This is a genomic window from Undibacterium sp. Ji42W (assembly GCF_049340405.1).
In the GTDB taxonomy this organism is placed as follows: Bacteria; Pseudomonadota; Gammaproteobacteria; order Burkholderiales; family Burkholderiaceae_D; genus Undibacterium.
The window spans coordinates 251,494-276,179 of sequence record NZ_JBMPOV010000005.1 but is presented as its reverse complement, the minus strand read 5'-3'; the positions used below and the strand labels follow the sequence as shown (position 1 = coordinate 276,179).

29 protein-coding genes are annotated in these 24,686 nt (G+C 50.4%); 9 read left to right on the top strand and 20 right to left on the bottom strand.

Annotated features, from left to right (window positions below):
- The first annotated feature begins 144 nt into the window (after positions 1 to 144).
- A complete protein-coding gene (locus ACO0LG_RS13235) occupies positions 145 to 393 on the top strand; it encodes a hypothetical protein (protein ID WP_423027006.1) in 249 nt (82 codons plus the stop codon).
- Positions 394 to 439: 46 nt separating this feature from the next.
- On the opposite strand, the gene ACO0LG_RS13230 is transcribed toward ACO0LG_RS13235, so the two are convergent.
- The 4 genes from ACO0LG_RS13230 to ugpB form a co-directional block, all read right to left on the bottom strand.
- A complete protein-coding gene (locus tag ACO0LG_RS13230) occupies positions 440 to 1,516 on the bottom strand; it encodes a sn-glycerol-3-phosphate import ATP-binding protein UgpC (RefSeq protein WP_423027004.1) in 1,077 nt (358 codons plus the stop codon).
- 117 nt (positions 1,517 to 1,633) lie between these two features.
- The gene (gene ugpE / locus ACO0LG_RS13225) at positions 1,634 to 2,485 is read right to left on the bottom strand and encodes a sn-glycerol-3-phosphate ABC transporter permease UgpE (RefSeq protein WP_423027002.1); all 852 of its coding nucleotides are present in this window, start codon (positions 2,483 to 2,485) and stop codon (positions 1,634 to 1,636) included.
- 2 nt (positions 2,486 to 2,487) lie between these two features.
- On the bottom strand, positions 2,488 to 3,369 hold the full coding sequence (gene ugpA, locus ACO0LG_RS13220) for a sn-glycerol-3-phosphate ABC transporter permease UgpA (protein WP_423027000.1): 882 nt from the start codon (positions 3,367 to 3,369) through the stop codon (positions 2,488 to 2,490).
- Positions 3,370 to 3,539: 170 nt separating this feature from the next.
- Positions 3,540 to 4,853, bottom strand: a complete 1,314-nt coding sequence (gene ugpB / locus ACO0LG_RS13215; RefSeq protein WP_423026998.1) for a sn-glycerol-3-phosphate ABC transporter substrate-binding protein UgpB — start codon at positions 4,851 to 4,853, stop codon at positions 3,540 to 3,542.
- Positions 4,854 to 5,063: 210 nt separating this feature from the next.
- Between ugpB and ubiA the strand changes: the two genes are divergently transcribed.
- The 4 genes from ubiA (at position 5,064) to ACO0LG_RS13195 (ending at position 7,144) form a co-directional block, all read left to right on the top strand.
- Positions 5,064 to 5,918 (top strand): 4-hydroxybenzoate octaprenyltransferase, encoded by an 855-nt coding sequence (ubiA, locus tag ACO0LG_RS13210; protein ID WP_423027263.1) that lies wholly within the window; start codon positions 5,064 to 5,066, stop codon positions 5,916 to 5,918.
- Between the two features lie 129 nt (positions 5,919 to 6,047).
- On the top strand, positions 6,048 to 6,359 hold the full coding sequence (locus ACO0LG_RS13205) for a DUF883 family protein (protein WP_423026996.1): 312 nt from the start codon (positions 6,048 to 6,050) through the stop codon (positions 6,357 to 6,359).
- A 29-nt stretch (positions 6,360 to 6,388) separates the two neighbouring features.
- A complete protein-coding gene (locus ACO0LG_RS13200; protein ID WP_423026994.1) occupies positions 6,389 to 6,778 on the top strand; it encodes a phage holin family protein in 390 nt (129 codons plus the stop codon).
- A 3-nt stretch (positions 6,779 to 6,781) separates the two neighbouring features.
- On the top strand, positions 6,782 to 7,144 hold the full coding sequence (locus ACO0LG_RS13195) for a YqjK family protein (RefSeq protein WP_423026992.1): 363 nt from the start codon (positions 6,782 to 6,784) through the stop codon (positions 7,142 to 7,144).
- A gap of 106 nt (positions 7,145 to 7,250) precedes the next feature.
- Here ACO0LG_RS13195 and proC read toward each other — a convergent pair whose 3' ends face one another.
- Both proC and ACO0LG_RS13185 read right to left on the bottom strand, forming a co-directional pair.
- Positions 7,251 to 8,063 carry a pyrroline-5-carboxylate reductase gene (gene proC / locus ACO0LG_RS13190; RefSeq protein WP_423026990.1) on the bottom strand — a complete coding sequence of 271 codons (813 nt, stop codon included), beginning with the start codon at positions 8,061 to 8,063 and terminating at the stop codon, positions 7,251 to 7,253.
- Position 8,064: 1 nt separating this feature from the next.
- The gene (locus tag ACO0LG_RS13185; RefSeq protein WP_423026988.1) at positions 8,065 to 8,769 is read right to left on the bottom strand and encodes a YggS family pyridoxal phosphate-dependent enzyme; all 705 of its coding nucleotides are present in this window, start codon (positions 8,767 to 8,769) and stop codon (positions 8,065 to 8,067) included.
- 133 nt (positions 8,770 to 8,902) lie between these two features.
- Here ACO0LG_RS13185 and ACO0LG_RS13180 point away from each other — a divergent pair, with 133 nt between their 5' ends.
- From ACO0LG_RS13180 to ACO0LG_RS13170, 3 genes are read left to right on the top strand one after another with little or no spacing between them, the layout of a single operon-like run.
- On the top strand, positions 8,903 to 9,946 hold the full coding sequence (locus tag ACO0LG_RS13180) for a type IV pilus twitching motility protein PilT (protein WP_423026986.1): 1,044 nt from the start codon (positions 8,903 to 8,905) through the stop codon (positions 9,944 to 9,946).
- Positions 9,947 to 9,964: 18 nt separating this feature from the next.
- Positions 9,965 to 11,101 (top strand): PilT/PilU family type 4a pilus ATPase, encoded by a 1,137-nt coding sequence (locus ACO0LG_RS13175; protein ID WP_423026984.1) that lies wholly within the window; start codon positions 9,965 to 9,967, stop codon positions 11,099 to 11,101.
- Complete coding sequence (locus ACO0LG_RS13170; RefSeq protein ID WP_423026982.1) at positions 11,098 to 11,580, top strand: glutathione peroxidase; 483 nt, start codon at positions 11,098 to 11,100, stop codon at positions 11,578 to 11,580. Before ACO0LG_RS13175 ends, ACO0LG_RS13170 begins: the two co-directional genes overlap by 4 nt.
- 54 nt (positions 11,581 to 11,634) lie before the next feature.
- Here ACO0LG_RS13170 and glcF read toward each other — a convergent pair whose 3' ends face one another.
- From glcF to rplM, 10 genes are all read right to left on the bottom strand, one after another.
- Complete coding sequence (gene glcF / locus ACO0LG_RS13165) at positions 11,635 to 12,894, bottom strand: glycolate oxidase subunit GlcF (RefSeq protein ID WP_423026980.1); 1,260 nt, start codon at positions 12,892 to 12,894, stop codon at positions 11,635 to 11,637.
- Between the two features lie 5 nt (positions 12,895 to 12,899).
- Positions 12,900 to 13,964, bottom strand: coding sequence for a glycolate oxidase subunit GlcE (gene glcE / locus ACO0LG_RS13160; RefSeq protein WP_423026978.1), 1,065 nt, complete (start codon positions 13,962 to 13,964; stop codon positions 12,900 to 12,902).
- 31 nt (positions 13,965 to 13,995) lie between these two features.
- On the bottom strand, positions 13,996 to 15,474 hold the full coding sequence (locus tag ACO0LG_RS13155) for an FAD-linked oxidase C-terminal domain-containing protein (protein WP_423026976.1): 1,479 nt from the start codon (positions 15,472 to 15,474) through the stop codon (positions 13,996 to 13,998).
- Between the two features lie 180 nt (positions 15,475 to 15,654).
- Positions 15,655 to 16,143 (bottom strand): ankyrin repeat domain-containing protein, encoded by a 489-nt coding sequence (locus ACO0LG_RS13150; protein WP_423026974.1) that lies wholly within the window; start codon positions 16,141 to 16,143, stop codon positions 15,655 to 15,657.
- Positions 16,144 to 16,324: 181 nt separating this feature from the next.
- Complete coding sequence (gene erpA, locus ACO0LG_RS13145; RefSeq protein ID WP_110255173.1) at positions 16,325 to 16,675, bottom strand: iron-sulfur cluster insertion protein ErpA; 351 nt, start codon at positions 16,673 to 16,675, stop codon at positions 16,325 to 16,327.
- A 48-nt stretch (positions 16,676 to 16,723) separates the two neighbouring features.
- Complete coding sequence (locus ACO0LG_RS13140) at positions 16,724 to 17,113, bottom strand: bactofilin family protein (RefSeq protein ID WP_422949483.1); 390 nt, start codon at positions 17,111 to 17,113, stop codon at positions 16,724 to 16,726.
- A gap of 128 nt (positions 17,114 to 17,241) precedes the next feature.
- On the bottom strand, positions 17,242 to 17,967 hold the full coding sequence (locus tag ACO0LG_RS13135; protein ID WP_423026972.1) for a DUF6776 family protein: 726 nt from the start codon (positions 17,965 to 17,967) through the stop codon (positions 17,242 to 17,244).
- Between the two features lie 10 nt (positions 17,968 to 17,977).
- On the bottom strand, positions 17,978 to 19,015 hold the full coding sequence (gene argC, locus ACO0LG_RS13130; protein WP_423026970.1) for an N-acetyl-gamma-glutamyl-phosphate reductase: 1,038 nt from the start codon (positions 19,013 to 19,015) through the stop codon (positions 17,978 to 17,980).
- A 147-nt stretch (positions 19,016 to 19,162) separates the two neighbouring features.
- A complete protein-coding gene (gene rpsI, locus ACO0LG_RS13125) occupies positions 19,163 to 19,555 on the bottom strand; it encodes a 30S ribosomal protein S9 (protein WP_110255177.1) in 393 nt (130 codons plus the stop codon).
- 9 nt (positions 19,556 to 19,564) lie between these two features.
- The gene (gene rplM, locus ACO0LG_RS13120; protein WP_110255178.1) at positions 19,565 to 19,993 is read right to left on the bottom strand and encodes a 50S ribosomal protein L13; all 429 of its coding nucleotides are present in this window, start codon (positions 19,991 to 19,993) and stop codon (positions 19,565 to 19,567) included.
- 441 nt (positions 19,994 to 20,434) lie between these two features.
- On the opposite strand from rplM, the gene ACO0LG_RS13115 reads away from it, so the two are divergent.
- Positions 20,435 to 20,890: an OsmC family protein gene (locus ACO0LG_RS13115; protein ID WP_423026968.1), complete on the top strand. Its 456-nt coding sequence runs from the start codon at positions 20,435 to 20,437 to the stop codon at positions 20,888 to 20,890.
- On the opposite strand, the gene ACO0LG_RS13110 is transcribed toward ACO0LG_RS13115, so the two are convergent.
- The 4 genes from ACO0LG_RS13110 to ACO0LG_RS13095 form a co-directional block, all read right to left on the bottom strand.
- Positions 20,875 to 21,657 (bottom strand): BPSS1780 family membrane protein, encoded by a 783-nt coding sequence (locus tag ACO0LG_RS13110; RefSeq protein ID WP_423026966.1) that lies wholly within the window; start codon positions 21,655 to 21,657, stop codon positions 20,875 to 20,877. The genes ACO0LG_RS13115 and ACO0LG_RS13110 overlap by 16 nt on opposite strands.
- Complete coding sequence (locus ACO0LG_RS13105; protein WP_423026964.1) at positions 21,654 to 22,619, bottom strand: homoserine kinase; 966 nt, start codon at positions 22,617 to 22,619, stop codon at positions 21,654 to 21,656. Before ACO0LG_RS13105 ends, ACO0LG_RS13110 begins: the two co-directional genes overlap by 4 nt.
- Positions 22,620 to 22,729: 110 nt before the next feature.
- Positions 22,730 to 23,173 carry a hypothetical protein gene (locus ACO0LG_RS13100; protein WP_423026962.1) on the bottom strand — a complete coding sequence of 148 codons (444 nt, stop codon included), beginning with the start codon at positions 23,171 to 23,173 and terminating at the stop codon, positions 22,730 to 22,732.
- A 229-nt stretch (positions 23,174 to 23,402) separates the two neighbouring features.
- Entirely contained in the window at positions 23,403 to 24,479 is a 1,077-nt protein-coding gene (locus ACO0LG_RS13095; protein ID WP_423026960.1) for a porin, read from the bottom strand.
- Between the last annotated feature and the right edge of the window lie 207 nt (positions 24,480 to 24,686).

Genomic DNA, 24,686 nt, shown 5'->3' with positions numbered 1-24,686 from the left:
TTCTTTCAGCAATTTTCTGGTACGTTTTTTTAATTATTGCGACACTTCGACCTGCAAAAGCGGCATGAAGTTCAATAGCAAGCGTATCAAGATTAAAACTCGCTGCCTACGCAAATATTCAAGCTTCAGTCAAAGGGGTCAGGAATGCAAACAGGAAGTGATACCAATATGAACAGCAGCGGGCGTGAGACCATACGCAGGTATGCAATAGCCGCACTGCTGACGTTTGCGGTGTTTGGACTGGGTTATATTTGCGGGCAAAAAAGCGAGCAACAGACTCCCGCCATCAGCAAAGCCAATACACTGAATGGCGCACCCAGCCGCGCCAGTGTACGTTCGGATTTTTTAAAACAGCAGCAAAATCAAAAGCGCAAAGCTGCCCTGATTGTCTGATCGATTGAATGACCCTGATATTGGCTTGCTGACCCGTATCAAATGTTCAGATACGTTTGGTTGTAACAGGATCAAACCAATGCACCACATCCGCAGCAAAGCCTGCGGTTGTACGCTGACCTGCTTCTACTGCTGTGCCTGCAGGCGTGCGTATCACCATGGGTTCACCACCACATAGACCATGCACCAGCAAATCTGCCCCCAGCGACTCTACCAGTTGTACATCCAGTGGCAAACCTGGCATGCCTATGAATAAATGTTCTGGACGCACACCCAGTATCAGTTCACGGTTGGCGACGCGCTCTGCTTCACTTTGCACCAGCGGCAGTGACACCAGTGCCTGGCCTATCCGCATCTGCCTGCCATTCTCAGTCAGTTTGCCACGCAAGAGATTCATCGGTGGTGAGCCGATGAAACTGGCGACGAAAGTCGTGGCCGGCGTTGCATATACTTCTGCCGGCGTACCTATCTGTTCTGCCACGCCACCATTCATGACGATCATGCGCTGGCCCAGAGTCATAGCCTCAACCTGATCATGTGTGACATACAGGCTAGTGGTACCCAGTGCCTTGTGCAGACGCTGGATTTCGAGGCGCATTTGCACCCGCAATTTGGCATCCAGGTTTGACAGTGGTTCATCAAACAAAAATACTGCTGGCTCCCTGACAATGGCACGGCCCATGGCAACGCGCTGGCGCTGGCCGCCAGAGAGTTGGCGCGGAGTCCTGTCCAGCAGTGCGCCCAGTTCCAGTATCTGCGCCGCTTTTTGTACCCGGTTTTCAATATCGGCTTTGGAAAAACCGCGTATCTTCAAACCATAGGCCATGTTCTGGTACACGCTCATGTGCGGGTACAGCGCATAGTTCTGGAACACCATGGCGATATCCCTGTCCTTGGGTTCCAGATTATTGACAACCCTGTCGCCAATGACAATATCGCCAGAAGTAATTTCTTCCAGCCCCGCGACCATGCGCAAGAGCGTCGATTTGCCGCAGCCAGAAGGGCCAACCATGACGATGAATTCTCCATGGTTGATCTCCATGGAAATGCCATGGATGACAGCAACGGCTTTATCGCCCTTGCCATACGTCTTGGTGACGTTTTTAAAATGCAGTTGTGCCATAAGTTATTTTATTGAGAGGTTGCTGTGAAATTAAGATGGCTAGGCGCGCCAACGCAGACAATGCTTTAGCACGGCAAGGCGGCGCAACAACGCCAGGTTAATTTTCACAACGTCCTCTTATTTTTCTGAATCGACGAGGCCCTTAACAAACCATTTTTGCATAACGACCACCACCAGTCCCGGTGGCAACATCGCCAGCAGCAGGGTCGCCATTACCATATTCCATTCAACGGCAGCATCACCACCAGCAATCATGCGCTTGATACCTACACCTATCGGGTACATGTTCTGTTCTGTCGATACCAGCAAGGGCCACAAGTATTGGTTCCAGCCGTAGATGAACATGATGACGAACAGGGCAATTACATTGGTGCGCGACAGCGGCCACAGAATATCTTTGAAGAAGCGCAAGGGGCCTGCACCATCGATGCGTGCGGCTTCGGCCAGTTCATCGGGCACAGTTAAAAAGAATTGCCTGAACAAGAAGGTCGCCGTCGCCGAGGCGATCAGCGGTACCGTCAACCCGGCATAGCTATTCAACATGGACAAGTCAGACACTACTTTATAAGTCGGGCTGATACGCACTTCGACAGGCAACATCAGGGTGACAAAAATCATCCAGAAAAACAGTGTGCGACCAGGGAAGCGAAAATACACCAGCGCAAAAGCAGACAACATGGAAATTGAAATCTTGCCGATGGCGATCATCAGCGCAGACACCAGGCTGACCCACATCATGCGCCCCACCGGGCTGCTGGCGACATTGCCAGACGTGCCTGTGCCCAGCACTGCCTGCAAGTTGATCCAGAGCTGGTCGCCCGGTATCAGGGACATCGGTGCGAGTGCAGATTGTTCAGCCGTCTGGGTAGCGGCGACAAAGGCAACATAGATGGGAAAAACCACCAGGCTGACACCAAGTATCAGGATGAAGTGGCTGAACATACCCAGAAAAGGCCGGCGTTCTATCATGCTTAATACTGCACTTTCTTTTCTATGTATTTGAACTGCAGCACGGTCAAGACGATCACGATCGTCATCAGTATCACTGATTGCGCAGCGGCACTGCCAAGATCGCCACCCTTGAAACCATCATTAAAGACTTTGAATACCAGAATCTCGGTATCCTTGCCCGGTCCGCCCTGGGTGGTGGCCTCAACAATCGCGAAGGTATCAAAAAAGGCGTAGACGATATTGACGACCAGCAAAAAGAAAGTCGTTGGTGTCAACAGTGGAAAGACGATGGTGAAGAAGCGCTTCCACGGCCCGGCACCATCGATCGCCGCAGCTTCGATTAACGACTTGGGTATGGACTGCAAACCTGCGAGGAAAAATAAAAAGTTATAGCTGATCTGTTTCCAGACAGCCGCCAGGACGATCAATATCATGGCGTGACGGCCATTCAAGAGATTATTCCACTCAATCCCAAAATGGCGCAAGCCATGCGCGACGATGCCGAGCGTGGGGTTGAGCAAGAACATCCACAGCACGCCGACCACAACCGGCGACACTGCATATGGCCAGATCAGCATGGTCTTGTAGATGGAACTGCCTCTGACCACCCTGTCAGCAAAAACTGCCATCAACAACGACAGACTCAAGCCAAGTACCGCCACCAGGCTGGAAAACAGTGCCGTGGTCTTGAATGCCGCCAGATAAGTTTCATCAGCAAACAGGGTCTTGAAATTATCAAACCAGACAAACTGCGTGGACATGCCGAAGGCGTCCTGCAACAAGACGGATTGATACAGGGCCTGCATCGCAGGCCAGAAAAAAAACAGCACCGTTACCAGTAACTGCGGCAAGAGCAACAAATAAGGCAACCAGGCCGAACGAAACCGCGCACGCTTTTCCAAAAAAACCTCATTGAATAACTTTAAAACCGAAAAGCTCACCACAGAGGCACGGAGACACAGAGGGAGCACAGAGGAAAAACAAAGACGATGTGCTTCTTTACTCGCTTTGCTTTTCTCTTGGTTTTCTCTGTATCTCTGTGCCTCTGTGTTGAGAGGTCTTGATCTTGACTTTACTTATTCGCTTTTTCGAAACGATCCAGTAATTCATTGCCCCGCAAAACAGCATTGTCCAGTGCGGCTTTGGCTGATTTTTTGCCACTCCAGACAGATTCCAGCTCCTCATCCATGATGGTGCGTATCTGGACAAAACTGCCCAGACGAATGCCACGGGATTTGTCTGTGGTCTTGACGATCATTTGCTGTACTGCGACGCCGGGGCCTGGTGTTTTTTCATAGAAACCTGATTTCTTGGTCATCTCATAGGCGGCATTGGTGATGGGCAGGTAGCCGGTTTCCTGATGCCATTTGGCCTGTACTTCTGGCTGCGAAAGGAATTTATAAAACTTGGCGACACCTTTGTATTCTTCTGTTTTCTTGCCGTTCATACTCCACAGCGAAGCACCACCGATGATCGTGTTTTGCGGTGCACCTTTGACGTCGGAATAATACGGCAGCGGTGCCACAGCAAATTTGAACTTGGCATTCTTGGCGACATTGCCATAGGCAGAACTGGACGAAGTCAGCATGCCGCATTCGCCTGAATAGAATTTCGCTTCGGGCTCATTTTTGCGACCGGCGTAAGTGAAGTAACCTTGTTTGGCCCAATTTTCCAGGTTTTCTATATGACGTACATGCAGCGGGCTATTGAAGGTCAGGCGTGCATCAAGGCCGCCAAAGCCATTACCCTTGGAGGCAAACTCCACATTATGCCAGGCTGAAAAACTTTCCAGATGCACCCAGGTTTGCCAGCCTGTGGTGTAGGCGCATTTTTCACCGCTGGCTTTCAAACGGGCAGCGGCAGCCACGACTTCTTGCCATGTTGCCGGCGCCTTGTTGGGGTCCATGCCCGCTTTGGCGAACATGTCCTTGTTATAGTAAAACACGGTGGTTGAACTATTGAAAGGGAAGGACAGCATTTCACCCTTGGGTGAAGTGTAATAACCAGCCACTGCGGCGACATAGCCAGAGGTATCAAATTTCTCGCCAGCGACTTTCATGACCTCGGATACTGGTTTGACTGCGCCCTTGGCATACATCATGGTTGCAGTGCCAACCTCAAATACTTGCAGTATGTGTGGGGCATTACCGGCGCGAAAGGCAGCGATGCCCGCGGCCAGGGCTTCGTCGTAGCTGCCTTTATAGACAGCCGTGACCTTGTATTCATTCTGGCTTTTATTGAATTGCTCAGCCAATGCGGTAACGCGGTCACCCAGGGCGCCGGTCATTGAATGCCACCAGCTTATCTCAGTGACTGCATGGGCGGAGCTGGCAAAGCTCATCAATACAGCAGCACTGGCCCAGGCCAGTTTGGTATGCGGTTTCATAGATAGTCCCAGAAAACTTATAATAATTATGTGAGCTTGTTGCAAAATCCATGACGGATCAGTGAAATGAGTCACATGATGCATTCAACATATTGCAATAAAGCATTGAATGTAGCAATTCATTAAGATATCACTCAGCGCCACTCCGTGTATAGATAACACTTATAATTCTGCCATGCGCAACAACAAAGCTGAATCATGAATTTCTTGCTGACTCGCCTGGGCTGGTACATCAAACTGGTCAGGCTGCACAAGCCCATAGGCATACTCTTATTACTCTGGCCTACGCTGGCGGCGCTGTGGATAGCCTCTGATGGTCAGCCAGACTGGCACCTGGTATTGATCTTTAGCCTGGGCACGGCCCTGATGCGTTCTGCCGGTTGCGCAATCAATGATTATGCAGACCGGGACTTTGACCGTCATGTCAAACGCACGGCAGACCGGCCACTGACCAGCGGCAAGATATCCGGCAAAGAGGCTGTAGGAGTTGCCGTGGTACTGGCGCTGATTTCTTTTTGCCTGATCCTGCCATTGAACAACCTGACCAAGATACTGTCGGTGGCGGCGGTGGTGGTGGCGGGCAGCTACCCTTATTTCAAGCGTTTCTTTGCCATCCCCCAGGCTTACCTGGGCATAGCCTTTGGCTTTGGTATCCCCATGGCCTTTGCTGCCGTGCAAAATACCGTCCCCTTGGCAGCCTGGATTTTGTTACTGGCGAATGTATTCTGGGCAGTTGCCTATGACACCGAATACGCGATGGTGGACAGGGATGATGACTTGAAGATAGGTATCAAGACCTCTGCCATCACCTTTGGCAATTACGATGTCCTTGCCGTCATGTTGTGCTATGCCCTCAGCTTCATGCTGATCTTATTGGTGGGCTGGCAATTCGGCTTGCGCACCTGGTTCTTCGCTGGCATGGCGGTAGCAGTTGCATTCTCGCTTTACCATTACACCCTGATACGCGAGCGTGAACGCATGGCCTGCTTTGCCGCTTTCGTGAATAACAATTGGCTGGGTGCAGCAATCTTTGCTGGCATTGCCATTGACTATGCAGTAAAGTAAGCTGACAGATTGCCAATTTCTTAATTCGCGGTATTAAATTACCTCTTGCTACATCTTGCATTAACGCAAAGTAACCATACATCATTACTATAAGCTGTAAATTATTTGACCAACCAGAAGGGATGAATCATGAGCACAGTAGATGAGCATAAAGAACAATTGATGAATGACTTGCATCTGGTTATCCGCGATGCAGAAGAACTGTTGAAAAATACCGAGCAACAAGGCAGTGAAGGTTTCAAGTCTGCCAAGGCCAAATTTGAAAAAACCCTGAGAAATGCCAAGGCAGAAGTTGAGCGTATCGAAGATATCGTCGTGACACGTACAAAAGAAGCTGCCAAGGCCACCGACGTCTATGTCAAGGAAAACCCATGGCAGTCTGCCGGTATTGCAGCCGGCATTGGCCTGCTGGTTGGCTTGCTGATTGGCCGTAGCAGATAAGCGCCGTAAATAAGCACAGCAAACATACAATGGCTATCAGCGATTCGCTCGGACAGCTTGCTGCAACACTGAGCAGTATGGTCCGCACTCGCCTGGAACTGGCTGCAGTTGAGCTGGAAGAAGAGTTTGCACACTTTTCTTCCAGTCTCATATGGTCATTAACGGCGCTGTTTTTTGCTGGCATTGCCATCCTGCTGGTCATACTGACCGTGGTAGCAGTGTTTTGGGATACCCCTAACCGCTATACGGTATTGCTGACTTTAATCACAGTATTTGGTCTGCTGGCTGTGGGTATCGCTTTACGCTTACGCACGCAATTCCGCAACAAACCCGGTTTGTTATTCCATAGCCTGGCCGAATTGAAAAAAGACGCTTCAGTCTTTGATCGTGGCGATAAGAGCCAGAAAGAACAGGGTTAAAGCATGGGAAACCGTCAGGAAAGACTGGCCTTGCGGCGTCAGGCATTATTATTAAAGATACAGGCAGAACGCGGCCTGATGACGATACATTACCAGGAGCTCAAAGAATCCATGGGCATGGCAGGTGGAGCAGCCAGCTTGCTAGGCAGAGCCGGACAATTTGCTCGCCATAGGCCATTACTCGGTGGTATTGCAATTGCTGCTGTACTGATATTCAAACCAAGGCGGATATTTTCTTTTGCCAAATCTGCACTATTGGGATGGCAAACCTGGCGTAGCCTGGCTAACGTATTGCGAGGTATACGCACAGATGTTTTCAATACCACAAATACGACGGCCAGTTCCGTGAATTCAAGCAAATCTTAAACTTGAGCCAGCCTTCTGGCCTATCAACTTAAATCAGTCTTGATTGAGATTACGCTTTAAACCTTCAGTAGTAAGCACTTTGTTTACATACCCTTACCTCCTCAGCTTACAGTTTTCCAAACTCGTCACCCAATTCTTTTCCCCTGGCCGCCGCTGCCTTGATGGCTGTCACGATAGCCTGTTTGACTCCGGCGTTTTGCATGCTGGTCAAAGCGGCATAGGTGGTGCCGCCTTTGGATGTAACACGTTCACGTAAGACGCTGACTGGTTCTGATGCTTGCAAAGCCAGTTGCGCCGCGCCAGTAAAGGTAGTCATCGCCAGTTGCAGGCCCTGCTCAGGACTCAGGCCCAGCTCCGTTGCGGCCTGCTGCATGGCTTCGATAAAATAAAACACATAAGCCGGGCCACTGCCGGATACTGCCGTAACGGCATCCAGCAAACTTTCATCGTCCAGCCAGGTTGTTGCGCCAACCGCCTCCATGATGTGCTCTGCCATTTGTTTTTGCTCCGTGCTTACACCTGCCAGTGCAAACAGCCCTGTCATGCCCTGCCCTATCAAAGCCGGCGTATTGGGCATAGTACGGACAATTTTTTCATAGCCCCCCAGCCAGCGCGCCATATCGCTGGCACGAATGCCGGCTGCGATGGAGATCAGTAATTGCTTATCCAGATGAGCTGCCAGGCCTTGCACGACTTCACGCAATTGCTGCGGTTTAACGGCGAGGATAATCGCATCCGTCTGCGCCAGCCTGGCATCGGCAGCGAGCGCTGTTGTTACGCCAAAGTCGCTGCTCAGTTTATCGAGGGAAGACTGATTCAGGTCGATGACGTGGATATGTTCAGCGGTCGTCAAATTCTTGAGCAAGCCACCTATCAGGGCGTTTGCCATGTTACCGCCGCCTATGAAGGCGATTTTCATCTTATTTTGCATAGTTCCGGTTTCCAAAAATAGCTGTTCCTATCCTCAGCATCGTGCTGCCTTCTGCGATTGCTGCTTGCATGTCGCTACTCATGCCCATGGACAGGGTGTCCAGGGCAATGCCTGCGGCTTGCATGCTATCGCTCAACTGCTTCAACTGACGAAACGCCTGCCTTTGTACATGCTCATCGTCACTGGCTTCTGGCACGGCCATCAGGCCACGTAATTGCAAACCCGGCAACACGGCAATTTTTTGCGCCAGTGCCACAGCTTCTTCAGGCAAGACACCGCTCTTGCTTGCCTCGCCGCTAATATTAACTTGCAGACAAATATTGAGGGCTGGCATGCCTGCCGGTCTTTGTTCCGACAGACGCTGGGCGATTTTTTCCCTGTCGACTGAATGCACCCAGGCAAAATGCTCTGCAATGGGGCGGGTCTTATTGCTTTGTATGGGGCCGATAAAATGCCATTCGAGCTGAAGTTGCGGCTTTTTCGCCTGTACTTCCTGCATTTTCTCTAAAGCTTCTTGAAGGTAATTCTCACCAAAACAATGCTGGCCAGCCTCTGCGGCGTCTATGACAGCATCAGCCGGAAAGGTCTTGGACACAGCCAACAGGTGAAGTTGTTGCGGATCGCGCCCGCTGGCAAGCGCAGCAGCGCGAATATCAGCACTTACGGCTTGCAAGTTGTCAGAAATTGAGGACATAATCAGTAACCAAAAATCTATCTAATTCGTTGTGGACTTCTGGTAAAACTCCCATCCACAGCTTAATATTGCGATATCTTGCTTTAAAGCAGCTTAACCACAATCAGCAACGATTTCATTACCGGAATTATAAATGGACATTTCAGAACTGCTGGCGTTCTCCGTCAAGAACAATGCCTCCGACTTACACTTATCCTCCGGCTTGCCGCCCATGATACGGGTACATGGTGACGTCAGGCGCATTAATTTGCCTCCACTGGAGCATAAAGATGTCCATGAGTTGATCTATGACATCATGAACGACTCGCAGCGCAAAATCTATGAAGAATCGCTGGAGTGCGATTTTTCCTTCTCCATTCCGGGCCTGGCACGTTTTCGTGTGAATGCGTTCAACCAGGAACGCGGTGCAGCAGCGGTTATGCGTACCATTCCATCCAAGATTTTGTCGCTGGAACAGTTGAACACACCCAAGATTTTCGCGGAACTGGCCATGAAACCTCGTGGTCTGGTACTGGTGACCGGCCCTACCGGTTCTGGTAAATCAACCACACTGGCGGCGATGGTGAACCACCTCAATGAAAATGAATATGGTCACATCCTGACGGTCGAAGATCCTATCGAATTCGTGCATGAATCCAAGAAATGCCTGATCAACCAGCGTGAAGTCGGCCCGCATACAATGTCATTCAATGCCGCCTTGCGTTCTGCACTGCGTGAAGATCCCGATGCTATCCTGGTTGGTGAATTGCGTGATCTGGAGACCATACGCCTGGCACTGACTGCTGCTGAAACCGGTCACTTGGTGTTTGGTACACTGCATACTTCATCTGCTGCCAAGACCATTGACCGTATTGTCGACGTTTTCCCGGCGGAAGAAAAAGAAATGGTGCGTTCGATGTTGTCAGAATCGCTGCAAGCGGTTATCTCGCAAACCCTGCTGAAAACCAAGGATGGTTCTGGCCGTGTGGCGGCGCATGAAATCATGCTGGGTACACCAGCGATACGTAACCTTATCCGCGAAGCCAAGATCGCGCAGATGTATTCGTCGATACAAACCGGTAGTAACCTGGGTATGCAGACACTGGATCAAAATCTGACCGATCTGGTGCGCCGCAATGTCATCTCGGTAGCGACTGCACGTAGTGCGGCCAAAACACCAGACAACTTCCCAGGCTAATTGATCAAAGGATAAAAAATGGAACGCGATCAGGCTACCAAATTCATGAATGATTTGCTGAGACTCATGCTCAGCAAGAACGGTTCAGACTTGTTTATTACTGCGGACTTTCCACCGGCCTTCAAGATAGATGGGCGGGTAACGCCAGTCTCAAACCAACCGCTGTCACCTGCACATACTGTTGATCTGGCCCGTTCTATCATGAACGACAAGCAGTCTTCAGAATTTGAAGCGACCAAGGAATGTAATTTCGCGATCAGCCCGGCAGGTCTGGGGCGTTTCCGCGTCTCGGCCTTTATGCAACAGGGCCGCGTTGGCCTGGTGCTGCGGACGATCACCACGGCCATTCCCAAACTGGAAGACCTGGGCTTGCCAGAAAATCTCAAAGAAATCGCGATGACCAAGCGTGGCCTGGTCATCATGGTGGGCGCTACCGGTTCAGGTAAATCGACCTCGCTGGCAGCCATGCTGGGCTATAGAAACGCGAACAGCTATGGCCACATTATCACGATCGAAGACCCGATAGAATATGTGCATCCGCACATGAATTGCATCATCACCCAGCGTGAAATCGGTATTGATACTGAAGACTGGGGTGCTGCGCTGAAAAACTCCCTGCGTCAGGCACCGGATGTTATCCAGATTGGTGAGATCCGCGACCGCGAAACCATGGACTTTGCTGTTGCCTTTGCAGAAACCGGTCACCTTTGCCTGGCCACCCTGCATGCCAATAGCTCAAACCAGGCGCTTGACCGCATCATCAACTTCTTCCCGGAAGAACGTCGCCAGCAATTGCTGATGGATTTATCACTGAACCTGAAGGCAGTGATTTCACAGCGCCTGGTGCCACTGAAGGGGCGCAAGGGCCGTGCTGCAGCGGTAGAAATCATGCTCAATACACCACTGGTGTCTGACCTGATCTTTAAAGGTGCGGTACATGAAATCAAAGAGATCATGAAGAAATCCCGCGAACTGGGCATGCAAACCTTCGATCAGTCTTTGTTTGATTTGCATGAAGCAGACCAGATCACGTATGAAGACGCGCTGCGCAATGCCGACTCTGTCAATGAACTGCGCCTGGCCATCATGCTGAGGGGCAAAGACGCCAAAGACCGTGACCTGAGTGCAGGCACCAAACATCTGGGCATCGTATGAGTACGCTAGACTTTCAAGCCAACAGCCTGCAAGGCACGCCAGTCGATCTGCAACAATATGCAGGCAAGGTATTGCTGATCGTGAATACCGCCAGCAATTGCGGCTTCACACCGCAGTACAAGGGGCTGGAAGCGCTATATCAGCAATTCAAGGACAAGGGTGTGGAAGTACTGGGCTTCCCCTGCAACCAGTTTGGTCATCAGGAACCGGGTTCTGCCGGTGAAATTGGCTCTTTCTGCGAAAAGAATTATGGTGTGACTTTTCCCTTGTTCGACAAGATAGATGTCAATGGCGATAAGGCTCATCCCTTGTTCCAGCACCTGAAAAGCCAGGCCCCTGGCTTGTTGGGCAGCCAGTCGATCAAATGGAATTTCACCAAGTTCCTGATCAAGAAAGACGGAACAGTCTTCAAACGCTATGCGCCGCAGACTGCGCCGAAGGACTTGCTGGATGATATAGAGAAGCTGCTGGCGGAATAAACAAAAAGAGCAATCGAATGATTGCTCTTTTTTATCTCGATGCTTAGAATACTTTTATGTAGTTTCAGCTTCAATAGAAGCTGTCTGCATCAACTGATCAATCAGCTCTACCCAATGCCTGACAGGGATGTCTGTCCCCGACTGCAAATGCGTCAGGCAACCTATATTTGCGGACAAGATCATCTCCGCATCTGTCGCCTCCAGATTGCGTAATTTGTTATCGCGCAACTGATAGGAAAGTTTCGGTTGCAATACGGAGTAAGTACCGGCTGAGCCGCAGCACAAATGGCTGTCGGCACACAGCTTCACATCCACGCCAATCGCCGTCAACAGGTCTTCGACCTTGCCTCGTATTTGCTGGCCATGTTGCAGGGTGCATGGTGGATGCCACGCAATGCGCTTGCCGGGTTTGCTAAGTTTTCCTTGCAGACGCTGTACCAGTTGCGTTTCAAACTCTGGCAGGATTTCACTCAGGTCACGGGTCAGCATGGATATTTTTCCAGCCTTGCCTGCATAAGCTTCATCATGTGCCAGCAAATGTCCGTATTCTTTAACCGTGGCGCCGCAACCGGAGGCGGTCATGACGATGGCTTCTGCCCCAGCTTCTACATAGGGCCACCAGGCATCAATATTCTGGCGCATATCATTGAGGCCATCTTCGTGATCATTCAAGTGATAACGTATGGCACCGCAGCAACCAGCCTTGGGGGCGATCTGTAATTGCACACCCATGGCATCGAGCACCCTGGCGGTGGCAGCATTGATATTCGGTGACATGGCGGGCTGTACGCAACCATCCAGCAAGAGCATCTTGCGGGCGTGCTCAGTTTGCGGCCATTGCCCTGCATCATGCGCGACAGGCACTTTATTTTGCAAGGCCTTAGGCAAGACTGCGCGCAGGCTTTGTCCCAGCTTCATCGCTGGATTGAATATCCATTTGCGCGGCAGCACGGCTTTGAGAGCAGCGCGGTTGAGTTTTTGGAACAGCGGGCGGTCAACCTGTTTTTCCACCACCTGACGGCCTATATCCACCAGGCGGCCATATTCCACGCCGGATGGGCAAGTGGTTTCACAATTGCGGCAAGTCAGGCAGCGGTCCAGATGTTGCTGGGTTTTAACCGTAGCGGGCTTGCCTTCCAGTACCTGTTTGATGAGGTAGATGCGGCCACGCGGGCCATCAAGTTCATCACCGAGTAATTGATAAGTCGGGCAAGTGGCTGTACAAAATCCGCAATGTACGCACTTGCGCAAGATATCTTCAGCCTCTTTGCCTTCGCGTGTATCTTTGATGAAATCAGCGAGATTGGTTTGCATTGTTTTTACCAGCCTTTGTACATGCGACCGGGGTTAAATATACCGGCAGGGTCAAAAGTATTTTTCAGGCGTCTATGTATTTTTTCTACTGGTGCAGACAAGGGGGCGAACACGCCTATGCTCTTGTCGCCACCACGGAATAAAGTCGCATGGCCACCAGCGGCCAGTGCAGTCAGACGTATCAGTTCTGGTTTTTCTGTGCTGTAGAGCCAGCGCTGCGCCCCACCCCATTCGATCATGGTTTTGCCAGTCAGCTTCAAGGGCGGGCTGGTGGATGGTAGCGACAAGCGCCATAGACCATGCTCTTCTTCCTGCTGGAAAAAATCCAGGGTCTGTTCACGCAGGGCTGTCCAGAAAGCGCTGGCATCCTGCATTTCTTCACCACCTAGCCTGGCCTTGGCGGCACGCACTGCGGCCTCTGCGCCAGACAAGCGCAACATCAAACGACCTACATGCCAGCAACTGGCTGAGACAGGCAAGGCCTGGCCTGCCCATTGATTTAAACGCGTCAGCGCATCTGCTTCTGACAGGGCGAACACCAAGGTGGTTTCTGCAAAGGGACGTGGTAACACCTTGACGGAAATATCCAGCAGCAAACCCAGGCATCCCATGGAACCAGTGAGCAAGCGCGAGACATCATAGCCAGCGACATTCTTCATGACCTGTCCACCAAATTCCAGTATTTGCCCCTGCCCATTCATGAGGCTGACACCCAGCACAAAATCACGCACGGCACCAACGGCAGGCCGCCGCGGGCCAGACATGCCAGCTGCCACGACACCGCCTATGGTCGCGGTAGCGCCAAAATGCGGCGGCTCAAATGCCAGCATCTGGTTTTGTGCTGCCAGGGCAGTTTCTATTTCTGTCAACGGAGTACCGCTACGTGCGGTCAGCACCAGTTCAGTCGGGTCATACGCCAGGATGCCGCTGTAGGCGCGGGTATCCAGCACATCACCCAGCACTTCCTGCCCATACCAGTGCTTGCTGCCGCCGCCCTGTATCTGCAGTGCTGTGCCACCGGCGCTTGCGGCCAATATGCGATCACGAAAATTGTCTAGCGTCGTTTGCATGCCATCGTCCAATTAAGTCTAGTCGCCGTCTTTAAAAACGCGGCAAATCAGGGAATTTCACTACACCTCTTTTCACATGCATGCGGCCGTATTCAGCACAGCGATGCAAAGTAGGTATGGCTTTATCCGGATTCAGCAAGGCGTCAGGATCAAAAGCCCGCTTCAAGGCCAGGAAGGCAGTAATCTCTTCACTGGAAAACTGCACGCACATGGAATTGATTTTTTCTATGCCCACACCGTGTTCACCAGTAATCGTGCCACCGACCTTGACGCATAGCTCCAGTATCTCGGCACCAAATTCCTCGGCCCGGTGAAACTCACCCTCTTTATTCGCATCAAATAAAATCAGCGGATGTAAATTGCCATCCCCAGCATGAAAAACATTGGCGCAACGCAGGCCATATTTTTCTTCCATGGCGGTGATGCCGATCAGGACTTGTGCCAGATGTTTGCGCGGTATCGTGCCATCCATGCAGTAGTAATCAGGAGAAATACGGCCAGCAGCAGGAAAGGCATTCTTGCGGCCAGACCAGAAACGTAAGCGCTCTGCTTCGGTACTGGATACTGCCAGTGCGGTGGCACCAGCCTGCTCCAGTACGGCGCTCATGCGGGCAATTTCTTCTTCAACTTCTTCTATGGTACCGTCTGATTCACAGAGCAAAATGGCCTCGGCATCGGTGTCATACCCTGCCTGTACAAAGGGCTCGACCATGCGTGAAGATGTCTTGTCCATCATCTCCAGCCCCGCGGGGATGATACCTGCCGCAATGACACTCGCCACTGCATTACCGCCTTTGACGACATTATCAAACGACGCCATGATGACGCGTGCTGTTTGCGGCTTGGGTATCAGTTTGACAGTCACTTCAGTGACGACACCGAGCATGCCTTCAGAACCGATGAACACCGCCAGCAAATCCAGGCCAGGCGCATCCAGCGCACCGCCACCCAACTCGATGACTTCACCTTCCATGGTGATGGCGCGCACGGCCATGACATTGTGTACGGTAAGGCCATATTTGAGGCAATGCACACCACCAGAATTTTCTGCCACGTTACCACCTATGGTGCAGGCGATTTGGGAAGACGGGTCAGGGGCATAGTACAAGCCATGGGCGGCCACTGCTTCAGAGATCGCCAGGTTACGCACGCCTGGCTGTACCACGGCAGTGCGGGCATAAGCATCTACCTTAATGATCCTATTGAGTTTGGCTGTCGATAGTACCAGGCCATCCGCGATTGGCATGGCACCGCCAGACAAACCGGTGCCAGCGCCACGCGGCACGATGGCGACCTGCTTTTCGCGGCAGATATTGATGATGCTGATGACCTGGCTTTCATTTTCAGGCAGTGTCACCACCATGGGCAACTGGCGGTAGGCAGCCAGACCGTCGCATTCATAAGGACGGGTATCTTCTTCATCATACAAAATGCAATGCGCAGGCAATTGCTGGCGCAGTGCGCGCACAAGGTCTTGCTGGCGTGAAGATATGGCGAGTGATGCTTCCATGCTGGCTCCTGTTGATTCAAGGAGTGTAATCAGCTTTCCATGTCTTGTGATGAATTGTTCTCAGAAATTGCCGCAAATACTTTTCATTACTTCTTACAGAAGTGCTGCATGCAACATACCTGCCAAGGCAGGCTGCTTTACAGAGCGAAAAATGACCAGCCCTGTCGGCAAGAAAATTATTTATTTAGCGCCAGCCTTGACCAGAACATCTATCATTTTCTTGTTCGGCTTGGCAACACCCTTAGCCCATGACAAAGGCGTATCACCATTAGGTGCAGTGGCATTCACATCGGCTTTTTTGCTGATCAAAAGCTGGACTGTTTCCAACTTATCTGACATCACGGCGCAAAATAAAGGGGTATGTCCATCGCCATTGGTGGACTCTATGCTGGCGCCAGCTTTGAGCAAGGTCAGGATGATGTCATTGTTACCTTTCAATGCTGCTTGCGTCATGAAGGTGGGGGCGGCACGGCTGTCCTCTTGCAAGTCCAGCTTGATCTTGTCCTTGATGAGCTTTTCTACTGCGGCGGCGTCATTACCATCAATCGCCTTGAGCATGGCATTGTACTGGCGGCGTTCTGATTTGCTCAACTCGCCTTCGCCTGCATGTGCGGCCATCGTCATCGTGAGTGAGATGGATACCAGGACCAATGCCAGTTTATTTTTCATGTCGAACCACCTTGCTAAATTGATTAAAATGCCAGAGGGCGAAATCTTACATGAAATCATTCGATAAGCAATTTATCAAGACTTTGTAAACTGTAACAATTAGTTCTGCTTTAGCTGCAATCGGTCACGCAAAAAAATAAAAGGACGCCTAAGCGTCCTTTTTCAGGCAAATCAACGACGATTATGCCGAGAATGAAGAACCGCAACCACAAGTGGTTGTTGCATTCGGGTTCTTGATGACGAACTGTGCGCCTTCGAGGTCGTCTTTGTAATCGATTTCTGCACCAACCAGATACTGGTAGCTCATGGAATCAATCAGCAAATGGACGCCATTCTTGGTCATGGTCGTATCATCTTCATTGGTGATTTCATCAAATGTGAAACCATACTGGAAACCAGAGCAACCACCGCCTTGTACGAAGACGCGCAGTTTCAGGTCAGGATTACCCTCTTCTTCAATCAACTGGGCTACTTTGGCAGCGGCGCTTTCAGTGAAAACAATGGGTGCGGGCATTTCGGCAACAGCATTCATAATTACTCCTTCAGACTATTTACCATCATTATAGACCCGCACAGAAATCTATGCATTGTTCGCTGCGAGTTTCAAAACAGGTTCTTGTGCCTGGTCATGGCTGAGCTTGCCAGAAACGACAGCACCGCTCAGCATTTCCAGTGTTTTGTAATGCACATCACCAGATATTTGTGCTTTTGGCTGTAATTCAAGCAATTCTGACGAAAATACCGGGCCATTGATGACGCCATTGACGACAATATGAGCGGCGCGGACTTCACCATCAATTTTTGCCTGTTCAGAGATTACCAGCATGCTGGATGCTTCAAGATCAGCAACCACATTGCCGCGGATATGGCCATCAATGCGCAAACCGCCTTTAAAATGCAAATCGCCCTGGATGACGGTGGTTGCACCGATCAGGCTGTCTATGGTGTTTTTGGTTTTTCGATTAAACATTGGTGTTCCTTCTTGAGGAAATAAGCCAGAAGCCGCAGCATATCAGAAATGCTATTTTAGCAAGCGCAGCTATTCTTTGCGTGGTTTATGAATTGACCGCTTTTAATCAATCGTTTTTAAATTGTCCGCTATAAATTAACCAGTTGCTGAGCCCGGATCTGACCATTCGATAATACCTTGGCCTGCACACCTTTGACCGTAGCTCCTTCTGGCAAGGTAATGATACCCTCCAGTCTCTGATAATGCCGGAATGACAACTTCAACTTGCCAGCATCGCCCGATTTAGGATCGGGAAACAGCATCGTAGCAGGTTTACCCGCTTGTACCAAGTTCAGGCTGAATTGCATTTCCCCAGTGAAATCACGCCCACTTTTACCACCTTGCATGACCAGCGCCCTATAGCGCAACTGGCCTGGGCTGAGTATTTCCACCTTGAAATTCTGTAGCGAGATGCCTTCAGCACCGACTGCCGAGGGCGTCAGGCTTTCAAAAAAGGCCAGATCATCCTTGAGCTTGAGGTTTTCTGTCGTCAAGGCCTTGACCTGGTCGGTCAACTGCTTTTGGGTGGACTTGTCGATGTTGACGGTGCTCTCTATGGTATTGGCTGCCAGTGACAATTTGTCACGCTCGGCAGTCAGTTCCTTGATTTTTTCTTTGAGTTCTTCTACCTGCTCCGTACTGATCCTGGAGCCAAACGCAAAACTCTTGCCCAGATCATACGTCCACCAGGCGACACCAGCAGCAATGGCAACGACCACGCCAGCAATGGCCACTTTGGATGACCAGGGCTTTTCATGCGTAATCGTCATTTTTGGCGCTAGGAAGCGCTTGGGAGTCAGACGTGACTTTGCCATGACCGCGCGATTACGGCAGCACTGGTACGTGCATCAACCCGGTCGTTTCTTCCAGGCCAAACATCAGATTCATACACTGCACTGCCTGACCGGATGCCCCCTTGACCAGATTGTCCTGCACCACCAGAATAATGACCGTATTGCCATTGTTTGGCCTGTGCAAAGCCAGACGCAACATGTTCGATGCGCGGGTGGAACGCGTTTCTGGATGTGAGCCGAATGGCATTACATCAACAAAAACCTCGTTCTTATAGACGTTTTCAAACAGGGCTTGCAAGTCTTCGTTGCTGATTTCTGTATTCAGGCGTGCATAGAGTGTGGAATGCATGCCACGTATCATCGGTACCAGGTGCGGCGTGAACAGCAGGCCGATCGGGTCTTTGCTGATGCGCTGTAATTGCTCTACCGTCTCTGGAGTATGCCTGTGGCCTGATACAGCATAGGCTTTGAAGCTGTCACTGGTCTCAGAGAACAAGAGGCCCAGCTCGGCCTTGCGGCCAGCGCCGGATACGCCGGATTTGCAATCAGCGATCAGATTGCCTGCGTCAATGATGCCTGCCTGCAGCAAAGGTGCAAACCCGAGCTGCATGGTCGTGGGGTAGCAACCTGGGTTGCCAACTACTCTGGCCGTCTTGATGGCGGCACGGTTCAGCTCTGGCAGGCCGTATACGGCTTCATCCAGCACATCGGTACAGGTATGCGGGATGCCATACCATTTTTCAAATTCAGCCACATTCTTCATGCGGAAGTCGGCTGCCAGGTCGATGACCTTGACGCCAGCGGCCAGCAGTTCAGGTGCCTGTGCCATGGCGACGCCATGCGGGGTCGCAAAGAAGACAACGTCGCATTCTTTGAGGTTGGCTTTGTCGGGCGCAGAAAAAGCGATATCGACGCGGCCACGCAAGGAAGGATACATGTCAGAAACCGGCAAGCCATCTTCCTTACGGGAAGTGATCGCCGTGATGTGCGCCTCAGGATGGGTGGCTAATATGCGCAATAATTCTACCCCGGTATACCCAGTGCCACCTACGATGCCAATTTTGATCATATGCTTCCCTTGCAAGAAATTTTGACGCTATTCTAGCAGCATAAGAGTCCATGCCGCTGCGACTGAAAAAACTCGTTACATGCTCCAAAGCAAAAAAGCCGCCCTTGCAGGCGGCTTTTTTGTAGCAATTCCGTACGGCGATAAAAATTAACGCTTGGAGAATTGTTTTGCGCGACGTGCTTTGCGCAGACCAACTTTTTTACGTTCAACTTCGCGAGCATCACGAGTAACAAAGCCAGCTTTTGACAATTCAGGTTTCAAAGCTGCATCGTAGTCGATCAGGGCACGAGTGATACCGTGACGAACAGCACCGGATTGGCCAGATTCGCCGCCGCCGTGAACGTTAACCATAATGTCGAATGTTTCGAGATTATTAGTCAGTTCCAGAGGTTGACGGATGACCATCAGGCCAGTTTCACGAGAGAAATACTCGTTTGCTGGTTTGCCGTTGACAACGATCTTGCCGCTGCCGGATTTCAGGAATACGCGAGCAACTGCGCTCTTGCGACGGCCAGTTCCGTAGTTGTAATTACCGATCATGGCTAATCCTTAGATGTCGAGTACTTGTGGTTGCTGAGCTGCATGCGGATGTGTTGCATCTGCATAGACTTTCAGCTTCTTGATCATTGCATAGCCGAGTGGGCCTTTAGGCAACATGCCTTTGACAGCTTTCTCGAGTGCACGACCTGGAAAACGCTCTTGCATTTTCTGGAAATTTGTTTCATAAATACCGCCTGGATAACCAGTGTGACGGTAGTATGTTTTGTTCAGTGCTTTAGTACCAGTCACGCGCAGTTTGCCTGCGTTAACAACAACGATAAAATCGCCTGTGTCTACGTGTGGTGTAAATTCTGGTTTATGTTTGCCGCGTAAACGGAGTGCCACTTCGCTGGCAACACGTCCGAGTACTTTATCTGTCGCGTCAATCACGAACCAGTCGCGCTGAACCTCATGGCCCTTAGCGGAAAAGGTTTTCATGTTGAATCCTAATAAAAGTTAAAAACGCCCTGAATATTCTGTGTTTTTGGTGGTTCTGCCATTTATTTCAGCAGACTCGTCCTTATCACTTCTCCCTTGGGCGATCAGGGAGTCGGAAATTATAGTATTTTCAAAGACTTAGTGCAAGAACTGTTTAATTTTTGTGCAGGCTTTGCAGCGAGCTTGTGGAAATTTTGCAGAAATACGGGCAAAAAAAACCCGAAGACTGGCTTCGGGTTGAATCCACCAAAGGAAGTAGGTGGAGGAGACAAGTGCGGGGTTAGTTGACAGACTTGCTATTAACTAACCGATGAGTCAATAATAGGATAAGAAATTGTGCAGTGCAAGGTAATTCACAGTTTTTTTCTCAAAAGTTCACGATTTTGAGCAATAGGCTACAATCTGAGGACAGTATTTTCTAATTTCATTGAGAGGTGAGGAATGGAAGCAACAGTACGCTGGACAGGGTCGTCCGGCATGTCTTTTCTGGCAGAAACCGGTTCCGGCCATGCGGTATTAATGGATGGAGCACCAGATGGCGGCGGCCGTAATCTTGCGCCCCGCCCTATGGAGATGGTATTGCTGGGAACGGGTGGCTGCTCGGCCTATGATGTGGTGCTGATCTTACGCAAGGGCAAGCAGGATATCCGTGGTTGTGACGTCAAGCTGACAGCCGAACGGGCGGAAACCGAACCCAAGGTATTTACAAAGATCAATTTCCACTTCGTTGTACGTGGCCGCCAGTTGAAACCTCACCTGGTGGAACGTGCCATCAAGCTATCACATGAAAAATACTGCTCGGCGTCCATCATGCTGGAAAAAACGGCAGAGATGACGCATAGTTTTGAGATTATTGAAGACCTCGACCTACCCTCAGAACATCAGGCTGCAGGCTGAGTTTCCTGGTCCGGCTTGCCAAAAACATCTGTGTAAGTCGGATAAGAAGAGCAATAAGCGATCACAAAAATCAGAAATGATAATGCGACAAACATGAATGCCGCGACATAAATGTCTATCCCGGCAAAAATGAGTATGACAGGGCTGACCAATATCATCACGCCATACAAGCCGAGCACATAGACAACGAAGGCTTTCCAGGAATGCAGTACGGCAAAAAAACTATAAAACATGGATTTCATCAGCGGCATCCGCTGCCATACCATCAATGGAACGCTATACCAAAATGCCATTGCAAATGGTAAATAAATCAGGATAAAAAACAATATTCCTTTAAAGGGAAAGGCTTGTTGCAGCGCAATCGCGTCTATGGGTCCGGTAGCAGTCTGGATAATTTTTACAAATGCCGCGATATCTCCATCAGCAAGCGCATCAGACAGCAAAGTTGCTGTCAATAAGGCCAATATACGGAAGACGCCCGATCCCAGCAAAGCGCCCCTGCTCTGCGACTTAAAACCCATGAACAGCAAACTGGGTTTTATTCTTTGCTCATTTTCAACTTGCAGGCAGGCTTGTATCAGCCCTACTGAAAAGACCGGATATAGGAATAAACTGAGAAATTGCCCGGCAACAGGAATGAACTTCAGCAATTGCGCGAGCATCATCCACATGAAAAACAGGCTGATCAACTCTGCGGGTCTTTGACGGAATAACGCGAAGCCCCGGGTCACCCAGGTCCAGCCGGACCTTGCATCGATTGTTTTCATTGAGTGACAGGCAATGCGGGCACACTAGCAGATTCGCGCAGGCGCAAGATACGTTCAAAATGTGTAGGATCGTGCGGAGTCAGCATTTCTGCATCCCTCGGTTGGTAAAAATCATACAGGCGCGACAGCCAGAAACGCAGTGCGGCCGCGCGCAACATTGGCTGCCAGGCTATCCCCTCTTCCTGAGTAAAAGGGCGCACGGTGTGATAGGCGTTCAGCAAGGCCAGTACACGCGCCTCGTCCAGCACGCCAGTGTCCACATCAATGCACCAGTCATTGACCGTCACGGCAACATCAAAAATCCAGTTATCGCAACCGGCGAAATAAAAATCAAAAAAACCGGTCAGGCGCTCACCATCAAACATCACATTATTGCGAAACAGATCGGCATGCACAGGGCCACGCGGCAAGGCACGATAAATTGGGGTACTGTCGAAAGCGTCCTGGAAATGCACTTCGGCCCGCAACAAATGCTGCAATTCATCTGATAGGAAAGGTAAAACCTTGGGCGTGGTTTCATGCCACCAGTCCAGCGAACGCAGATTAGGTTGCTGTATGCTGAAATCTTTACCAGTCAGATGCATACGTGCCAGCATGGCACCAACCTCAGCACAGTGCACAGCCTGCGGGTCCATTTGCGAGCGGCCTTCAAGCTTGCTGACAATCGCAGCAGGCTTACCATGCAGAGCGACCACTAACTCACCTTGATCGTTGGCGATCGGTGCAGGCACCAGTACACCATGATCTGCCAGATGACGCATGAGCTTCAGGTAAAACGGCAATTGCTCAAAGCTCAGGTTTTCAAAAATCGTCAGGACGAATTCACCTGCTTCGGTATTGATGAAAAAATTACTATTTTCTATGCCTGAAGCAATGCCTTTGATGCTTAAAGCCTTACCCAATGGAAATTGCTGCATCCAGGGGCCAAGATCGTCCAGAGTTACCGGTGTAAAAACTGCCATATCAATAAAAAAATGAAAAACTGAGTGAATGCTTACTGCGAATATTTACCGCGTATGCTTGGCGGCAACCCCGGCCTGCAGTGCATGGCTGGTGATTGTCTGGTGAGCACTTACTTTGCGGTGGCAGAGCTGGCAGGAGCAGCAGATTTTGAAGCAGGTGGCAGAACATCAGGAGGATTACCCTCTTTCACTTCTTTCTTGCCACCAAATTCAAGTATGGTCCATTGGGCTGCGCGGTTGGCGTCGCCCTGCACCGTACCTTTAGGGGCATTACCTACGTCGGTATCGGTTTTGACTGTGTAATTGCTCTTACCTGACTTTACCTGTACCTCAGTGCCCTTGCCGCCAATGACGCGTTTTTCTGTCACTTTGGTCCTGGGTTCTGGCTTGCTCACCGATACGCCTTTGGGATCGGGGATTTCTTCCAGTTTTTCCATTTTTGGCGGAGGTGGCACGTCAGCCTTGGAAGGCGCTTGTGCTAAAGCTGACTGAGCGGCTGTGAATGCCAACAAAAACGACATCAGCAGCATTGCAGATTTGTTTGTGATTTTCATGTTGAAGCCCGGAAACGATATATGTTCAGTCATTGTAACAAACCCAGGCGGGTCTGACAGGAATATACGGTCAGACCTTGCGCAAAGCTGCTGTCAGCGTTTGCCTGCCCACAGTTACAACGGCCGCTGCTTACTGCTTAGCTTAAAATAAAAGAGGCGCTATCTTAAAAGATAGCGCCTCTTCCCTATTCAGACCAAGCAGACCAAAGCCCGCTTGACAAGAACCGTATTAGAACTGGTGACGTACACCGAATGTCAATTCTTTTACGTCAGCGCCTTTAACTGCTGCGCCCACTTTTTGGGAATTGGCATCTTGTGTTGTGCTTGCGAAAGCAGCGTACAGGTCAGTACGCTTGGAGAATGTGTACTGGTAACCGATTGCGAATTGCTTAGCATCGCCAACTGTAGCTGCGGAGTTAGCTGCAACCAGAGTAGAGTCTTTGATTTTGCTGAAAGTAGCCAAAATCTTGTTGCTTGGATCAAACGGAACTGTTACGCCCAGGGAGAAGATCTTTTGATCAACAGCCAAAACAGCGTCATCGCTCACTTTTTGATAGATAAAGACTGGTTTAGCTACGCCGAAATCATAAGCAACAGCCAGAGTGTTACCTTTACGTGCATTGATAGGACCGTTAGCAGCGGCTTGGCCATTATCTTTAACGAAAGAGTAGCCAACATCCAGGCCATTAGCGTTGTAACGCAGGTTCAGACCCAGGGAACGGCCAGCAGAGTTGTCGCCAGCGGCTTCGCCGAAACCATATTGACCAACAGCAGAGAAACCATTCAGGTTGCCTGGTGTGTAGTAGTAGATTGCATTGCTTGCACGGCCACCGGAGTTGGCGTTAGCGCCAGCAACAGTTGCAGTACCGCCGATGAAGTACAGATTGGACAGACCATTGCCGTTGTTGATGAAGCCAGATGCAAACGGATCAAAGTTGTCGAAGAATTTGAAAGTTGGAGTCTTGTCGCGGCCCAGATCTACTGAACCGAAATCGCCAGACAGGCCAACGGTGGAACGACGGCCAAATGTACGGCCTTGAGCAGAGCTACCGTCATCAACGTTCAGACCCATTTCCAGAACGAAGTTGGCTTTCAAGCCACCGCCGAGGTCTTCAGTACCTTTGAAGCCCAGACGGGAACCGTTTTCCTGACCACTCTGGAGTTTGTTGAAACGGCCAGCAGGTGTGCCGTTATCCAGACTTTGGAAGCCAGCGTCAACGATACCGTAGATAGTTACGGAAGATTGAGCGAACGCTGCACCGGAGAAAGCACTCATCAGAGCGAGTGCGAGGAATGATTTTTTCATTATCTAGTATCCAAAAATGAATGTTAAGTTTTCACCAATTTATATCAAGCACGGTAAAAACAGAATTACAGGTGTTTTACAGCCTTGAATCGGTAAGAGATCCAATGACAAGCGGCACGATACCTGCGAAAAGTGACAACTTGATGAATTCATTGTGTTTAGAAAGCTACACTCTAATAAAGTTCAGCCAAAAAGAACACGATGGAA

What these genes read in the sequence shown, in the direction of transcription:
- ACO0LG_RS13155 (WP_423026976.1), bottom strand. Translation starts at nt 15,474, where the DNA reads ATGGAAGCATCACTCGCCATATCTTCACGCCAGCAAGACCTTGTGCGC.
- ACO0LG_RS13115 (WP_423026968.1), top strand. Translation starts at nt 20,435, where the DNA reads ATGGAAGCAACAGTACGCTGGACAGGGTCGTCCGGCATGTCTTTTCTG.
- ACO0LG_RS13195 (WP_423026992.1), top strand. Translation starts at nt 6,782, where the DNA reads ATGGGAAACCGTCAGGAAAGACTGGCCTTGCGGCGTCAGGCATTATTA.
- ACO0LG_RS13105 (WP_423026964.1), bottom strand. Translation starts at nt 22,619, where the DNA reads ATGGCAGTTTTTACACCGGTAACTCTGGACGATCTTGGCCCCTGGATG.
- ACO0LG_RS13175 (WP_423026984.1), top strand. Translation starts at nt 9,965, where the DNA reads ATGGAACGCGATCAGGCTACCAAATTCATGAATGATTTGCTGAGACTC.
- erpA (WP_110255173.1), bottom strand. Translation starts at nt 16,675, where the DNA reads ATGAATGCTGTTGCCGAAATGCCCGCACCCATTGTTTTCACTGAAAGC.
- ACO0LG_RS13170 (WP_423026982.1), top strand. Translation starts at nt 11,098, where the DNA reads ATGAGTACGCTAGACTTTCAAGCCAACAGCCTGCAAGGCACGCCAGTC.
- ACO0LG_RS13200 (WP_423026994.1), top strand. Translation starts at nt 6,389, where the DNA reads ATGGCTATCAGCGATTCGCTCGGACAGCTTGCTGCAACACTGAGCAGT.
- ACO0LG_RS13095 (WP_423026960.1), bottom strand. Translation starts at nt 24,479, where the DNA reads ATGAAAAAATCATTCCTCGCACTCGCTCTGATGAGTGCTTTCTCCGGT.
- proC (WP_423026990.1), bottom strand. Translation starts at nt 8,063, where the DNA reads ATGAAAATCGCCTTCATAGGCGGCGGTAACATGGCAAACGCCCTGATA.
- ACO0LG_RS13230 (WP_423027004.1), bottom strand. Translation starts at nt 1,516, where the DNA reads ATGGCACAACTGCATTTTAAAAACGTCACCAAGACGTATGGCAAGGGC.
- rplM (WP_110255178.1), bottom strand. Translation starts at nt 19,993, where the DNA reads ATGAAAACCTTTTCCGCTAAGGGCCATGAGGTTCAGCGCGACTGGTTC.
- rpsI (WP_110255177.1), bottom strand. Translation starts at nt 19,555, where the DNA reads ATGATCGGTAATTACAACTACGGAACTGGCCGTCGCAAGAGCGCAGTT.
- ACO0LG_RS13140 (WP_422949483.1), bottom strand. Translation starts at nt 17,113, where the DNA reads ATGTTTAATCGAAAAACCAAAAACACCATAGACAGCCTGATCGGTGCA.
- glcE (WP_423026978.1), bottom strand. Translation starts at nt 13,964, where the DNA reads ATGCAAACGACGCTAGACAATTTTCGTGATCGCATATTGGCCGCAAGC.
- ACO0LG_RS13110 (WP_423026966.1), bottom strand. Translation starts at nt 21,657, where the DNA reads ATGAAAACAATCGATGCAAGGTCCGGCTGGACCTGGGTGACCCGGGGC.
- ACO0LG_RS13180 (WP_423026986.1), top strand. Translation starts at nt 8,903, where the DNA reads ATGGACATTTCAGAACTGCTGGCGTTCTCCGTCAAGAACAATGCCTCC.
- ACO0LG_RS13135 (WP_423026972.1), bottom strand. Translation starts at nt 17,967, where the DNA reads ATGGCAAAGTCACGTCTGACTCCCAAGCGCTTCCTAGCGCCAAAAATG.
- ugpE (WP_423027002.1), bottom strand. Translation starts at nt 2,485, where the DNA reads ATGATAGAACGCCGGCCTTTTCTGGGTATGTTCAGCCACTTCATCCTG.
- ACO0LG_RS13205 (WP_423026996.1), top strand. Translation starts at nt 6,048, where the DNA reads ATGAGCACAGTAGATGAGCATAAAGAACAATTGATGAATGACTTGCAT.
- ACO0LG_RS13150 (WP_423026974.1), bottom strand. Translation starts at nt 16,143, where the DNA reads ATGAAAAATAAACTGGCATTGGTCCTGGTATCCATCTCACTCACGATG.
- ACO0LG_RS13100 (WP_423026962.1), bottom strand. Translation starts at nt 23,173, where the DNA reads ATGAAAATCACAAACAAATCTGCAATGCTGCTGATGTCGTTTTTGTTG.
- ugpB (WP_423026998.1), bottom strand. Translation starts at nt 4,853, where the DNA reads ATGAAACCGCATACCAAACTGGCCTGGGCCAGTGCTGCTGTATTGATG.
- glcF (WP_423026980.1), bottom strand. Translation starts at nt 12,894, where the DNA reads ATGCAAACCAATCTCGCTGATTTCATCAAAGATACACGCGAAGGCAAA.
- argC (WP_423026970.1), bottom strand. Translation starts at nt 19,015, where the DNA reads ATGATCAAAATTGGCATCGTAGGTGGCACTGGGTATACCGGGGTAGAA.
- ACO0LG_RS13235 (WP_423027006.1), top strand. Translation starts at nt 145, where the DNA reads ATGCAAACAGGAAGTGATACCAATATGAACAGCAGCGGGCGTGAGACC.
- ACO0LG_RS13185 (WP_423026988.1), bottom strand. Translation starts at nt 8,769, where the DNA reads ATGTCCTCAATTTCTGACAACTTGCAAGCCGTAAGTGCTGATATTCGC.